Here is a 12,705-nt window from a genome sequence, read left to right on the forward strand (position 1 = left end):
CGGCTAAACCTGCGATAAACCGCCGATGAACCGGCTCGTTTCGCCAATCGGAGCGCACGGATGGGCGCATTTGCGGGGGCCGGCGGCGCGGCTGCGGCGTATCCCCAGTCCCGATAACGAGAATGGGATACGCATCATGACCAAGTTCACTGCCCTTGCCGCCGCCCTCATCGCCGCCACCGGCGCCACCGCCGCCAGCGCGCAGGTCACCGGTCCCGTGACCGGCCCTGTGACTGGTCCCGTCACCGGCTCCGTCACTGGCACGGTCGATACGGCTGCCGAAGCGCGCGTCGATACCGGCCCCATAACCGATCCGGCGATCGATAACACCACCACCGCCGCCGACCGCACGCTGATGACCGCCGAGGAACGCGCACAGGCGGTCGAGGACCGGCTCGACGACCCTGTCGCGGTCGATGGCGACCTCGAGACCGATACCGATGCGGAGCTCGCCACGCCCGGCGCGGATGCGGAGGTCGACGCCGACACCGACACCGAGCTCGACACGCAGCCCGACCTGTAAGCCACAGGCCGACCGGCCGCGCGGGGCACCCCCTCCCTGCCCCGCGCGGCCGCCCCGGGGGCGGCAGGCGATCCTGCCGCCCCCTTGCGTTTCCGCACCGCGGCCCGGCACGCCCTGGCGTGTTGGACTCTTGTAGGCTTCCCCCTCGGCCAGTCTGATGACATGGACCGCATGGACCACGGTCCAAACGCAAAAACCGCGCGTAGCCGTAGATGGTCCCGTTCGGGCTGGTTGGGGCGAAGGAGAGGGGCGACAGGCATGGCCCCGCGATAGCCGCTGCGCCCCCGCGTAGGAAAGCGCGCGCAGCGGGCGGCCGCGCGGCAACGCTTCCCTTTCGCCGCGTGCGGGGTAGGGTCGCGCGATGACCCGCACACAGATCCTGTCCGCCCTGATTGCCGCCGCTCCGCTAGCAGGATGCGCCATGCCCGCACCGCAAAGCGCATCGCCATCCGCCGCCACCGCGCAGGAGGCGTTCTGGCAGGCGCTGTCGAGCCATTGCGGCAAGGCCTATGCGGGCGGCCTCGCCAGCACGGACGCGCGCGATGCGGACTGGGCGGGCAAGCGCATGGTGGCGCATTGGGCCGCGTGCGACGAAGCCCGCGTGGCGATCGCCTTCCATGTCGCAGACCCGGAAGCCTCCGCCGGTTGGAACCGCAGCCGGACCTGGATCGTGACGCGCGAGGGTGAAGGGGCCGCGACGCGCTTCACGCTCAAGCACGACCATCGCCATGCCGATGGCGAGGCCGATGCGGTGACCTTCTATGGCGGGACCAGCGCGGCTGCGGGCAGCGCGGGGGCGCAGGACTTCCCGGTCGACGGCGAAAGCGTCGCGTTGTTCACGCGCGAAGGGCTGGGCGCCTCGCTGACCAATGTCTGGCGGGTGGAGGTCGACCCGGCGGCGCAGACGGATGCGCGCTTCGCCTACCAGCTCACGCGGCGCAATGATCCGACGCGGCTGTTCCGCGTGGAATTCGACGCGAGCACGCCGATCGCCGCGCCGCCCGCCGCCTGGGGCTGGTAGGACGCAGACCCCTTCGCCGCGCGCAGCGATGCCCCGCCCCGCTCCGGCGGGCGGGGCCGCCGCCCGTTATTCGGCCGGGACTTCCGCGTCCTCTTCGGGGACATTGGTCATCGGCGTGTCGGGCGTATCGACCTCGACCGCATCGGGCTGCTGCTCGGCCACGATCAGCTCGCCGCCGCCCTCGTCGGTGGCATCGACTTCATAGGCGGTGTCCTCGGACTCGGCGCAAGCAGCAAGCGCCAGCGCGGCGGCCAGCGGAAGGGCGAAATTTGCAAGACGGGTGGTCATCGGCAGGTCTCCTGTAAGCGGAAGGTTGCTCGGGCGCGATGCTTGCACTCCCGCCGCTGCGAAGCAAGGCCCGCGCGGCGGCGCATGCATGCAGGCTGCACGATTGCACCCGCGGGGCGCGGGGCTATCCTTGCGCGTCATGGGCAGGAAAACGCGCTTCAAACCGAAACGGCGACGGCGCGCAGTCAGGCGCACGGTCCGGCCCGCGCGCTTCAAGCCGCGGCAGCCGACATGGCGCGAGGCATGGGTCTCAATGCGCCCGCTGCTGCTGCTGATCGCGCTGGCGACGCTGGCCTATGTCTTCGCGCTGCCCGGCGTCCTTCCCGCCCCCGGCTGGCTGTCGAGCGAGCCGCAGGTGATCGAGGGGCGCTTCACCCGCTGCGGGCGCGGCCGCGGCTATTACTGCGTGGTCGATGGCGACACGTTCAAGCTGGGCGAGCGCAGCGTGCGCGTGGTCGGGATCGACACGGCGGAGATGGATGCCGGATGCCCGGCGGAGGCGGTGCAGGCCGAGGCCTCGACCCGCGCGCTGCAAGGCTGGCTCAACCGCGGCCCCTTCCGCATGACGCACCGGCTGGACGAACCCACCGACCGCTATGGCCGCGGCTTGCGAACCGTCTACCGCCTGCGCCCCGACGGCAGTGAGGACCGGCTGGCGGATTTCATGCGCCGCGAAGGCGGCGCGCGGGGCTATTGGGGTGGGGGAAGAGGGGGGTGGTGCTAGACGCTATGTCCTCAGTCGAAGAGCGGCCCCAACGTCCCTGTTGCACGTCGGTCAATTGCATCACCGCGCCTCACTTCCTCCCAGATCCGATGTGTTTCGATAACGGCTTCGCTCATGACGTCCCAAGAGAGGGGCTCGAAGGTAGGCTCAAGACAAACCAGATCACGTGAACGGTTATTACGATAATTCCAGATCTCGATGTGTGCATTCTTAAAGTCGGGGTATGGCTCGCGATAACGATGATGAAGCGCAGAGAAAACAAACTCGCGACCCGCTGGCGAAAGTCCCTTCCGACGCATATCGAGAAACACAAATGAGGCCCTGTCTCGATAGCGAACCAACATTCTGAGGCCAAAAAAGTAATCAGTTCCGCCGAAGAAACGGAGAGGCTGCGCGTCGATAGCCAATGCAGAGATATCGTACATGCGAGCATAATCATGCGTCGCTTGAAGAATCTCGCGGTTCATTTTTATCAGCTTCTCATTACGCTTGCATTCCTGGCGCAGACGCCGATCCACTTCTTCCCATCGGGATCCCTGTAAGCCTGATGCAAAAAGAGGGTACTGTTGATTAATAGCGTCAGGGAAGACTTTCCTAAACGGCTCGTAAGATCCGGGTATAAGCTTCGGCCTTTCGTGTGCCTCCAAGTTACTGCGCTTCGCTTCGCGCGACAGGAGGGCCCAGTTGGCCAAATCAGTCTCGGGTAGGCGGTTGCTCATACATCACCTCGTCTGAAGTCCGCGAATCGCGAACTGGCATCAATCGTCCGTTCCTCTTTTGTACAATGAGTTCATTGGGAATTCTGGCACCATAGTGTCGTTTTCCCCCGATTCGCGTGACCGCATCCCACGGCCCCCCGCGAGCATGAGACAACCCCACCAGCCTATGAGCTGGCAATTCAATAAGCCCCAATCCCTTAGCGGTTAGGAATCTCCGATCCTCTTGAGAGGACACGCGAGGAAGCTCTTTGGCTTCGCCCGTCAGTATATCGAAACCTTCCGCTGGGGCCGTTACCGGCTCAGAACCGTACTTCTTGAAAGATTCCCACAATTGGGGATGTACCGGTCCGTGCTGCCAAGCCTCAAAATGACCTAAACACAATGGAACATCGTGATTGTGCAGATACTTCTCATGAAGAAAATAAACTGCCTTCTGGATTGTTAGGTGAGTGATCAACAACCCATATTCGTTGGCTAAGTGAAATAATTCATTCGCGATAGTACGCGGATCATAAGGGGGGGCGCTCGCCATATCACTCCGCCGCTTGCGCTCCCGCCTCATCACCGAACAGTCCCGGGCCGTCGTCCTGCGCGGCGCCTTCCTCGTTCGCGGCCTTGGCCTTGTTGCGGCTGTCGAAGCTCGACCAGACGGTGTTCCAGTCGCCGGTGGTGGCGCCCTTGGAATATTCGGTGGCGCGCTGTTCGAAGAAGTTGGCGTGCTCCACGCCGTTGAGCAGCGGGGCGAGCCAGGGCAGCGGGTGATCGTCGATCATGTAAATCGGCTGGAGACCCAGCTGGCCCAGCCGCCAGTCGGCGATGTAGCGGATGTACTTCTTGATTTCCTTGGGCGTCATGCCCGCGACCGGGCCCATTTCGAAGGCGAGGTCGATGAAATTGTCTTCCAGCCGCACCGACTTCTGGCAGATGTCGATGATGTCTTCCTTGACCGCCTTGGTCAGGCAATCACGCTCGCGCACGAATTCGTGGAACATGCGGATGATGCCTTCGCAGTGGAGCGATTCGTCGCGCACCGACCAGCTGACGATCTGGCCCATGCCCTTCATCTTGTTGAAACGCGGGAAGTTCATCAGCATGGCGAAGCTGGCGAATAGCTGCATGCCTTCGGTGAAGCCGCCGAACATCGCCAGCGTGCGCGCGATATCCTCGTCATTGTCGACGCCGAACTGCTGCATGTAATTGTGCTTGTCGGCCATTTCCTCATATTCGAGGAAGGCGGAATATTCGCTTTCGGGCATGCCGATCGTGTCGAGCAGGTGCGAATAGGCGGCGATGTGCACCGTCTCCATGTTGGAGAAGGCGGTCAGCATCATCTTGACCTCGGTCGGCTTGAACACGCGCGCGTATTTGTCGTGGTAGCAATCCTGCACCTCGACATCGGCCTGGGTGAAGAAGCGGAAGATCTGCGTGAGCAAATTGCGCTCGTGCTCGGACAGCTTCTGCGCCCAGTCGCGGCAGTCCTCGCCGAGCGGCACTTCCTCGGGCATCCAGTGGATCTGCTGCTGGCGTTTCCAGAAGTCGTAGGCCCAGGGGTACTCGAAGGGCTTGTAGGTCTTGCGGGCTTCGAGCAACGACATCTGGTGGTTCTCCGGTTTTCAGCGTGAACGTCCCATATAGTGAATCAGACCCGGGATTCGAAGGCAAGCGGGAATGATTCGGCGGGGATAAAACGGTTTCTGCGGGGTTTGTGCGGCCCGCCGCGTCGCGCTTGCGGCGAATGGCGGAACGCCGGGGCCTGGGCAGCCGTTGGTCGGGTGAAGGAGACACACCATGGGTGAATACGCCCCCGACGACCAACGCGACGTCCACAGCAACGAAAGCGCCGAATGGCGCGAGGCCGAAGCGCCGCAGGACGGCTCGGCCAAGCCCGCAGACAAGCCTCAGGCGGATGCCGAGCAGGGCGAAGCGCGGATGGGCTATGGCAATGCGCGCGATGCCGATGGCGCGATGGAGCAGGACACGGCGCGCAGCGACAGCGCGGAAGCGTCCGATACCGCCACCGCCGCGGATGGCGATGATGCGCGGCCCGACATGCGCGCGCGCGCCGATGCGGCCCGGCCGTTAGGCGGCGCCTGACCGCAGGCACACACATTCGGGGATTTGCGACATCGTTCGGTTTCCCCTTTTGCGGGCGATGTCCGCAAGCCCCAGGCGCCCCGCCTCTCCCCCAGAGGCGGGGCGTCATTGTTTGTGTGTGGCCAGCATTTCCCGGAGGCCACGGCCCTGCCGTGCATGAGCTTCGACGAAGCGCGGACCGATCCCGCAGGCCGCCCGTTGGTATGGTGTAAGCAAACGAAAACAAAGGGAAATTTATGTTCGAGAAGATTCGCATCAAGGAACACATGGAAGTCGCCGATTGCAAGGGACAGCATGTCGGGACCGTCGACGAAGTCGAGGGCGACGCGATCAAGCTGACCAAGTCGGACAGCGCCGATTCGATGCACCACTTCCTCGCCCTCGACGATGTCGAGAAGATCGACGACAACCGCATCTACCTGAAGGAAACCGCACGGATTCCCGAAGGCCTGGGCAACAAGGCAGTCGCCTGACACGCCCGCCTCCGACGACCCTTGCAAGGGTCGCAGAAAACCCCGCCCCGGATGTCCGGCGGCGGGGTTTCTCTTGTCCTGTGTGCAGGTGAAGCGCAGGGGGAGCCATCCCCGCGGCTTGCCGGCATCACGGGCCTACTGGCAGGCGAGGCATTCCTCGTAATCGGTCTGCTCGGCGCCCGCGGCCAGTTCGAACTTCGCGGCATCGGCGGTGTTGTCCGCTTCCACACCGCCAGCGAAACCGGCGCGCTGCACGCTCTTCGAGCGGAGGTAGTAGAGCGACTTGATGCCCTTTTCCCACGCCTGGAAGTGCAGCATCATCAGGTCCCACTTGTCGACATCGGCCGGGATGAACAGGTTCAGCGACTGCGCCTGGTCGATGAAGGGGGCCCGGTCGCCGGCGAATTCGAGCAGCCAGCGCTGGTCGATTTCGAAGCTGGTCTTGAAGGTCGCCTTTTCCTCGGGCGTCAGGAAGTCGAGGTGCTGGACGCTGCCGCCCCGCTCGAGGATCGAATTCCAGACATTGGTCGAGTTCTTGCTCTTCCGGTCGAGGATCTTCTCGAGATAGGGGTTCTTGACGATGAACGAGCCCGACAGCGTCTTGTGCGTGTAGATATTGGCCGGGATCGGTTCGATGCAGGCGCTGGTCCCGCCGCAGATGATGCTGATCGACGCGGTCGGCGCGATCGCCATCTTGCAGCTGAAGCGTTCCATCGCGCCGGTTTCGGCAGCGTCGGGGCACGGCCCGCGTTCCTGCGCCAGCACCAGCGAGGCTTCTTCCGCCTTGGCGCTGATATGCTTGAACATCTTGAGGTTCCACACCTTGGCCATCGGGCTTTCGAAGCCGATGCTCTTGGCCTGGAGGAAGGAGTGGAAGCCCATCACGCCGAGGCCCACGCTGCGTTCGCGCATGGCCGAATATTTCGCGCGCGCCATCTGGTCGGGCGCCCGGTCGATATAGTCCTGCAGGACGTTGTCGAGGAAACGCATGATGTCCTCGATGAACTGCTTGTCGCCGCTCCATTCGTCCCATTTCTCGAGATTGAGCGAGGACAGGCAGCACACTGCAGTGCGATCGTTGCCGAGATGGTCGATGCCGGTGGGCAGCGTGATTTCGGCGCACAGGTTCGAGGTCGAGACCTTGAGCCCCAGTTCGCGGTGATGCTTGGGCATCATGCGGTTCACCGTGTCGGAGAACACGATGTAGGGTTCGCCCGTGGCGAGCCGGGTTTCGACCAGCTTCTGGAACAGGCCGCGCGCGTCGATGGTCTTGCGCACCGATCCGTCGCGCGGGGACACGAGGTCGAATTCCTCGCCCGCGCGCACCGCTTCCATGAAGGCATCGGTGACCAGCACGCCGTGGTGCAGGTTCAGCGCCTTGCGGTTGAAGTCGCCGCTCGGCTTGCGGATCTCGAGGAACTCCTCGATCTCGGGGTGCGAAACGTCGATATAGCAGGCCGCCGAACCGCGGCGCAGCGAGCCTTGCGAAATTGCGAGCGTGAGCGAATCCATCACCCGCACGAAGGGGATGATGCCGCTGGTCTTGCCATTGAGGCCGACCGGTTCGCCGATCCCGCGGACATTGCCCCAATAGGTGCCGATGCCGCCGCCCTTCGAGGCGAGCCAGACGTTCTCGTTCCAGGTGTTGACGATGCCGTCGAGGCTGTCCGACACGCTGTTGAGATAGCAGGAAATCGGCAGCCCGCGCGTGGTGCCGCCGTTCGACAGCACGGGCGTGGCGGGCATGAACCAGAGGTTCGAGATATAGTCGTAAAGCCGCTGCGCATGTTCGGCATCGTCGGCGAAATAATCGGCCACACGCGCAAACAGGTCCTGGTAGCCTTCACCCGGGAGCAGGTAACGATCGGTCAGCGTTTCCTTGCCGAATTCGGTCAGCAGCGCATCGCGGCTCTCGTCGGTCTTCACGTCGAACCGGCGATCGAGCACCTTCTTGCTGTCATGTTCGGCCGCTTCCGAGGTCGCGCTGGCGACCGCGCCGGCCAGCGCCTGGCCAGCGGCGTCCTGCACCAGATCTTCGCTGCCCTTGTCCGTCCTGTCCATGGCGACCGCTTTCTCATCCGTGGTGGGTTCGGTGGCGGTGTCGTCCTGTGTTTCGATATCCAGTGCCATCGCCGTGTCGTCCCCGCTTTTGAAATCCATCGTCAGCCCCGCCATTGTGGTGCGCCACCGGTCTGCCGATGCAGCCCGGATGTTCCGCTTGTGTTCGAGTCGGCAAGACGTGCGTCCCACCTAGCAAAATTGCGTCGGTCGAGGGCGGAAACTTATCCCGTATTTCCCCACAACCCCGGCCTGGGCGGCGACCCACCCGATATGGGGAGCCTTGCCGCCGAAAGCTAGGTCTTGTGGGTTAACCCCGCAGACCAACCACTAGATACTGAATCAGTGAGTCCCTGCGCGCAAGGGGGCTCGCGGCGAATTGGCGCGCTGCGGGGCCGCCCGGACAGGGTGCGTTAGACAAGTGCAACGCTGCGACGCGTGGACCAAGCTGGACTTGCCGCGGACGCAAGGGGCAAAATGAATCCGGGAAAAAAATTTTGCGGGCAAAAATCATCGTTCCGGCTTGAGAATCATTCGAATCCCGCCGCGCAATTTTGGAATCGGGCAGCTCCTCCCATGCCGCGGCCGAACGCGTCGTGGCAGGCACGCGAAGGACCTGCAGCGGCAGCCGAATCGGGCGCGCGGGGTGAGACCCCCACGCCCGAACCGGAGTTCCGGTCCGCTGGCGCTATTCCGCAGCCGAACGGGCGTGGGTGGCCACCGCATCGGCGATGTCGTCGACGAGTTCGACCGGGAGGTCGTGGCCCCATCCGGGAATCGTCCTGATCCGGGCACCGGGGATGGTGGCGGCCGTGTCGCGCCCGCCTTCGCACGGAACCAGCGGATCGTCTTCGCCATGCAGCACCAGCGTGGGCACTGCGATCTGCTTGAGCATTTCGCGCCGGTCGCCATCGGCGACGATCGCCGAGAGATGCCGCGTTGGCCCTTCGGGATAGAAGCTGCGCTGAACGCTGGCGCGGGTGCGCTCGCGCAAGTGGTCTTCGGCAGTGGGATAGCCCGGCGAGCCGATCGTGCGCGCGAGCATCATCCCGTGGTCGACCAATGCGTCCTCGTCGCTGCTGGCGGGCCGCGTGATCAGCGCCTTCATCGCCTCGGGCTTGGCAGCGGGCAGCTTGGGATTGCCCGTGGTCGAGAAGATCGAGGTGAGCGAGAGGCATTTGTCCGCATGGCGCGCGGCGAAATGCTGCGCGATCATCCCGCCCATGCTGGCACCGACGATATGCGCTTTGTCGATCCCCAGTGCGTCGAGCAGCCCGGCACCATCATCCGCCATGTCGGCCAGCGTGTAAGGCACTTTGGGCTTCAGGCCGATCTTCGACAGCAACGTCATCTTGACGATCCCGGGCGCTTTGACCCCGTCGAATTTCTGGCTCAGCCCGACATCGCGATTGTCGTAGCGGATGACGCGAAATCCGCGTTCGACCAAGGCATCGACCAGTTCTTCGGGCCACAGTGTCAATTGCGCGCCGAAGCCCATGATCAAAAGCATCGGCGGATTGGCCGCATCGCCCCGCTCTTCGTAGTGAATTTCGATCCCGTTCGCCGTCGCTTTAGGCAATGCCGTCTCCCCGTCCGATGGTTGCAGGGCCGACCTCACCGCATTGACCCACGCTTGTCCAGCGCAATCGGGCGGCGCGGCTAGCCGCGCGAAGGCACCGGCAATGGCGTGTGCATACAATCGGAAACCGCCGGAAAGTGGCATCCCTCCCTGCAGGCCGGGAAAGCGCGCGAGGCCGCCGGTGCAGCAGACCGTGCAGGCCTCGCGCTCGATCGGGTGCCGCGCGGGCGGCGTGAGGATGGAGGGCCTGCGGGATGAGTGAGAGGACGATGGAGCGACGCGGAGAGGATCGCAGCGGCACGCTGGACGACCTGCGCATCACCATCGGCGGCCACGGGCTGCGCTGCGCCATGCGCAATCTGTCCCCCTCCGGCTGCATGGTCGAATGCCAGGATATCGTGGCCGAAGTGGGCACCCGGGTCGAAGTCGTGCTGCTGCCCGGCCAGGTGGCGGCGGGGGAAGTCGCCTGGCAGCTGGGCGAGAGCATCGGGATCTTCTTCCTCGAACCCGTCAGCCAGCGAGTCGTGCGCCACTATGCCATGGACGACTGGATGCTGCGCAGCGACTGGTCGATGGCGACCTGGCGATCGGCGTCCGACTGACGCGGCGCGGCGCGCGCTTACGCGCCGGCCATGCGCTCTTCCCGCTTGCGGCTGTACATTTCGCGGTCGGCTTCCTTCACCGCGGCCTCGATCGCTTCCGCCGACATCGCAGATATTTCCGCATAGCCCGCGCTGAAAGTGACCGGTATCCCGTCTAGCCGGGCGATCGGGCGGCGGCGGAGCGATAGCTGGACGCGTTTCAGCACCCGCCGCGCTTCTTCGATCGACATGTCCTTGAGGAACACCACGAATTCATCGCCGCCCCAGCGGGCAGCGACATCCTGGGACCGTGTGCGGTCCTTGAGCCGATCGGCGATCGAGCGCAGCAAGCGGTCACCCTCGGCATGGCCCAACTGGTCGTTGACCTGCTTGAACCGGTCGCCGTCGAGCAGCGCGAGCGTGCCGCGCGCCGAGGGGTCCTGTTCGAGCAGTTCGGCGAAACCGCGCCGGTTGAACAGGCCTGTAAGCGGGTCGGTTACCGCCATATCCTTGAGTTCATCGAACCGCTCGCTGGTCGAGCGCAGCGCGTGCGCCACGGATTCGAGCAATTCGCCCGCCATGTCGGGCCCGCCCGCGGGAATGTCCTGCACCGGGGTTCCGTCACGCAGCGCGCGCATGCCGCGGGTCGCGACGGAAACCGGGCGAAGCAGCCCGGCCAGTCCGGCGATGGCAAAGCCGCTGCCGATCACCGTCGCAATCAGCAGCACGGTGAAGGTCGGCCAGTCCCAATGCCCCCGGATCGCTTCGAGTACGAGATAGGTGATCAGCGGGATATGCACCGCCCCGAAGCTGATGGTGAAGATACGGGCAGTGTAGTGGCGGGGGAAGATAAAGGAGGTCGCTCGGTAGAAACGCATGAAGCTTCTGGCCCTCGTGCCGTATGTTTGTCGTTGTTCCAGCACGGTAATCCGTACCGGCGAGCGCGGTTCCGTGCCGTGCCGGGATCGCGGCGCAGCGCGCGTGCTAGGGGATGAGCACGGTGTCGCGGGCCACCGGATCGGTCACGGGGTAATCGGTGATGAAATGCAGCCCGCGGCTTTCCTTCCGGCTAAGCGCGCTCTGCACGATCAGATTGGCGCATTCGAGCAGGTTGCGCAGCTCGATCAGGTCGGTGGTGACGCGGAAGTGGCCGTAATAATCCTCGACCTCCTCGCGCAGCAGGCGGATGCGGTGCGCCGCGCGCTCCAGCCGCTTGGTGGTCCGCACGATGCCGACGTAATTCCACATGAAGCGGCGGATCTCGGTCCAGTTCTGCTTGATCACCACCTCCTCGTCCGAATCGGTCACCCGGCTTTCGTCCCAGGCAAGGATTGCGGGCGGATCATCGAGCGTGTCCCAGCATTCGAGGATGTCCTTTGCCGCCGCCTCGCCGAAGACAAAGCACTCGAGCAGGCTGTTCGACGCGAGCCGGTTGGCGCCGTGCAGGCCGCTTTCGGTGCATTCGCCCGCCGCCCACAGGCCCGGCAGGTCGGTCTTCGCATCGAGCCCGATCTTGATCCCGCCGCAGGTGTAATGCTGCGCCGGGACGACCGGGATCGGGCCCTTGGTCATGTCGATGCCCAGCCCGAGCAGTTTCTCGTGGATCGTCGGGAAGTGCTGGCGCACGAATTCGGGCGGCTGGTGACTGATGTCGAGATGGACGTAATCGAGCCCGAAGCGCTTGATCTGGTCGTCATTGGCGCGTGCGACGATGTCGCGCGGCGCCAGTTCCATCCGCTCGGGATCGTATTTTTCCATATACCGCTCGCCGGTATCGGGATTGACCAGCCGACCGCCCTCGCCGCGCACCGCCTCGGTGATGAGGAAATTCTTGACCTCGAGATTGTAGAGGCAGGTCGGGTGGAACTGCATCATTTCCATGTTCGACACCCGCGCCCCCGCCCGCCAGGCCATCGCGATCCCGTCGCCCGTGGCACCGCGCGGCGCGGTGGAAAAGAGATAGACGCGCCCTGCGCCGCCCGCTGCCATGACCGTGGCGCGCGCGACATGCGCGACGACCTTGCCGCTGCCTTCGTCCAGCGCATAGGCGCCCCAGACCCGGCCCGATCCCGAATAGGCGACCTGGTTGCGGCCGGTGATCAGATCGACGCAGCTTTGCCCCGGCAGCAGCGTGATATTGGGGTTTTCCTCCGCCGCCTTGAGCAGCGCGGCCTGCACCGCCCAGCCGGTCGCATCGTTCACATGGACGATCCGGCGATGCGAATGCCCGCCTTCACGGGTGAGGTGCAGGTCATCCTCTTCGCGGTTGAACGGGACCCCCAGTTCGCACAGGCGGTCGATCGAGGCGGGGGCGCGCTCGATCACGAATTCGACCGTTTCGCGGTCGTTGAGCCCCGCGCCGGCAACCATCGTGTCGCGGATGTGGTTGTCGAACGTATCGCCCGCATCGAGCACCGCGGCGATGCCGCCCTGCGCCCATGCGGTGGAGCCACTGTCGAGCCGGCCCTTGGCGAGGACCAGGACCTTCTTGGTTTCGGCCAGCGCGAGCGCGGCGGTGAGACCGGCGGCGCCCGAACCGATCACGAGGACGTCGTGCGGGGTGTCTGTCATGCGCGCGTCATGCCGATCCAATCACTACGCGGCAAGCAAGGAACGATTCGGCGCAGCAAGCTTATTGTCGGCCG

General features: G+C 64.5%; 14 protein-coding genes. 6 read left to right on the forward strand and 8 right to left on the reverse strand.

All coding sequences use genetic code 11. The features are described from left to right. Positions 1–136 precede the first annotated feature (136 nt). The gene (locus GRI55_RS02555) at positions 137–523 is read left to right on the forward strand and encodes a hypothetical protein (RefSeq protein ID WP_160766095.1); all 387 of its coding nucleotides are present in this window, start codon (positions 137–139) and stop codon (positions 521–523) included. A gap of 361 nt (positions 524–884) precedes the next feature. Then, positions 885–1,544, forward strand: a complete 660-nt coding sequence (locus GRI55_RS02560; protein WP_237452379.1) for a hypothetical protein — start codon at positions 885–887, stop codon at positions 1,542–1,544. A 66-nt stretch (positions 1,545–1,610) separates the two neighbouring features. Here the strand turns inward: GRI55_RS02560 and GRI55_RS02565 are convergent, their stop codons facing one another. Then, on the reverse strand, positions 1,611–1,832 hold the full coding sequence (locus GRI55_RS02565; protein ID WP_160766096.1) for a hypothetical protein: 222 nt from the start codon (positions 1,830–1,832) through the stop codon (positions 1,611–1,613). Positions 1,833–2,085: 253 nt separating this feature from the next. Between GRI55_RS02565 and GRI55_RS02570 the strand changes: the two genes are divergently transcribed. After that, positions 2,086–2,556, forward strand: a complete 471-nt coding sequence (locus GRI55_RS02570; protein ID WP_160766097.1) for a thermonuclease family protein — start codon at positions 2,086–2,088, stop codon at positions 2,554–2,556. 11 nt (positions 2,557–2,567) lie between these two features. Here GRI55_RS02570 and socB read toward each other — a convergent pair whose 3' ends face one another. Genes socB through GRI55_RS02585 form a run of 3 tightly spaced genes read right to left on the reverse strand, consistent with a single transcriptional unit; the run spans position 2,568 to position 4,870 of the window. Beyond that, positions 2,568–3,275: a type VI toxin-antitoxin system SocB family DNA replication inhibitor toxin gene (socB, locus tag GRI55_RS02575; RefSeq protein WP_160766098.1), complete on the reverse strand. Its 708-nt coding sequence runs from the start codon at positions 3,273–3,275 to the stop codon at positions 2,568–2,570. Then, complete coding sequence (gene socA / locus GRI55_RS15295; RefSeq protein ID WP_370873262.1) at positions 3,250–3,837, reverse strand: type VI toxin-antitoxin system SocA family antitoxin; 588 nt, start codon at positions 3,835–3,837, stop codon at positions 3,250–3,252. Before socA ends, socB begins: the two co-directional genes overlap by 26 nt. Beyond that, positions 3,809–4,870, reverse strand: coding sequence for a ribonucleotide-diphosphate reductase subunit beta (locus GRI55_RS02585; RefSeq protein ID WP_050601689.1), 1,062 nt, complete (start codon positions 4,868–4,870; stop codon positions 3,809–3,811). Before GRI55_RS02585 ends, socA begins: the two co-directional genes overlap by 29 nt. A 193-nt stretch (positions 4,871–5,063) precedes the next feature. On the opposite strand from GRI55_RS02585, the gene GRI55_RS02590 reads away from it, so the two are divergent. Together GRI55_RS02590 and GRI55_RS02595 are read left to right on the forward strand one after the other, a co-directional pair. Continuing rightward, on the forward strand, positions 5,064–5,369 hold the full coding sequence (locus tag GRI55_RS02590; protein ID WP_160766100.1) for a hypothetical protein: 306 nt from the start codon (positions 5,064–5,066) through the stop codon (positions 5,367–5,369). A 236-nt stretch (positions 5,370–5,605) separates the two neighbouring features. Further along, positions 5,606–5,842, forward strand: a complete 237-nt coding sequence (locus GRI55_RS02595) for a DUF2171 domain-containing protein (protein ID WP_063505988.1) — start codon at positions 5,606–5,608, stop codon at positions 5,840–5,842. A gap of 135 nt (positions 5,843–5,977) precedes the next feature. Here GRI55_RS02595 and GRI55_RS02600 read toward each other — a convergent pair whose 3' ends face one another. Next, positions 5,978–8,002: a ribonucleoside-diphosphate reductase subunit alpha gene (locus GRI55_RS02600; RefSeq protein WP_063511313.1), complete on the reverse strand. Its 2,025-nt coding sequence runs from the start codon at positions 8,000–8,002 to the stop codon at positions 5,978–5,980. A gap of 586 nt (positions 8,003–8,588) precedes the next feature. Then, positions 8,589–9,479 (reverse strand): alpha/beta fold hydrolase, encoded by an 891-nt coding sequence (locus tag GRI55_RS02605; protein ID WP_237452380.1) that lies wholly within the window; start codon positions 9,477–9,479, stop codon positions 8,589–8,591. A 254-nt stretch (positions 9,480–9,733) separates the two neighbouring features. Between GRI55_RS02605 and GRI55_RS02610 the strand changes: the two genes are divergently transcribed. Continuing rightward, a complete protein-coding gene (locus GRI55_RS02610; RefSeq protein WP_160766102.1) occupies positions 9,734–10,081 on the forward strand; it encodes a PilZ domain-containing protein in 348 nt (115 codons plus the stop codon). A gap of 17 nt (positions 10,082–10,098) precedes the next feature. On the opposite strand, the gene GRI55_RS02615 is transcribed toward GRI55_RS02610, so the two are convergent. Both GRI55_RS02615 and nadB read right to left on the reverse strand, forming a co-directional pair. Then, a complete protein-coding gene (locus GRI55_RS02615; RefSeq protein ID WP_160766103.1) occupies positions 10,099–10,938 on the reverse strand; it encodes a GGDEF domain-containing protein in 840 nt (279 codons plus the stop codon). Between the two features lie 106 nt (positions 10,939–11,044). Beyond that, complete coding sequence (gene nadB / locus GRI55_RS02620) at positions 11,045–12,631, reverse strand: L-aspartate oxidase (protein ID WP_160766104.1); 1,587 nt, start codon at positions 12,629–12,631, stop codon at positions 11,045–11,047. Positions 12,632–12,705: the final 74 nt, after the last annotated feature.

The sequence above is a fragment of the Qipengyuania citrea genome (assembly GCF_009828015.1).
Taxonomy (GTDB): Bacteria; Pseudomonadota; Alphaproteobacteria; order Sphingomonadales; family Sphingomonadaceae; genus Qipengyuania; species Qipengyuania citrea.

What these genes read in the sequence shown, in the direction of transcription:
- GRI55_RS02585 (WP_050601689.1), bottom strand. Translation starts at nt 4,870, where the DNA reads ATGTCGTTGCTCGAAGCCCGCAAGACCTACAAGCCCTTCGAGTACCCC.
- GRI55_RS02615 (WP_160766103.1), bottom strand. Translation starts at nt 10,938, where the DNA reads ATGCGTTTCTACCGAGCGACCTCCTTTATCTTCCCCCGCCACTACACT.
- GRI55_RS02610 (WP_160766102.1), top strand. Translation starts at nt 9,734, where the DNA reads ATGAGTGAGAGGACGATGGAGCGACGCGGAGAGGATCGCAGCGGCACG.
- socA (WP_370873262.1), bottom strand. Translation starts at nt 3,837, where the DNA reads ATGAGGCGGGAGCGCAAGCGGCGGAGTGATATGGCGAGCGCCCCCCCT.
- GRI55_RS02560 (WP_237452379.1), top strand. Translation starts at nt 885, where the DNA reads ATGACCCGCACACAGATCCTGTCCGCCCTGATTGCCGCCGCTCCGCTA.
- GRI55_RS02565 (WP_160766096.1), bottom strand. Translation starts at nt 1,832, where the DNA reads ATGACCACCCGTCTTGCAAATTTCGCCCTTCCGCTGGCCGCCGCGCTG.
- GRI55_RS02555 (WP_160766095.1), top strand. Translation starts at nt 137, where the DNA reads ATGACCAAGTTCACTGCCCTTGCCGCCGCCCTCATCGCCGCCACCGGC.
- GRI55_RS02595 (WP_063505988.1), top strand. Translation starts at nt 5,606, where the DNA reads ATGTTCGAGAAGATTCGCATCAAGGAACACATGGAAGTCGCCGATTGC.
- nadB (WP_160766104.1), bottom strand. Translation starts at nt 12,631, where the DNA reads ATGACAGACACCCCGCACGACGTCCTCGTGATCGGTTCGGGCGCCGCC.
- GRI55_RS02570 (WP_160766097.1), top strand. Translation starts at nt 2,086, where the DNA reads ATGCGCCCGCTGCTGCTGCTGATCGCGCTGGCGACGCTGGCCTATGTC.
- GRI55_RS02590 (WP_160766100.1), top strand. Translation starts at nt 5,064, where the DNA reads ATGGGTGAATACGCCCCCGACGACCAACGCGACGTCCACAGCAACGAA.
- GRI55_RS02600 (WP_063511313.1), bottom strand. Translation starts at nt 8,002, where the DNA reads ATGGATTTCAAAAGCGGGGACGACACGGCGATGGCACTGGATATCGAA.
- socB (WP_160766098.1), bottom strand. Translation starts at nt 3,275, where the DNA reads ATGAGCAACCGCCTACCCGAGACTGATTTGGCCAACTGGGCCCTCCTG.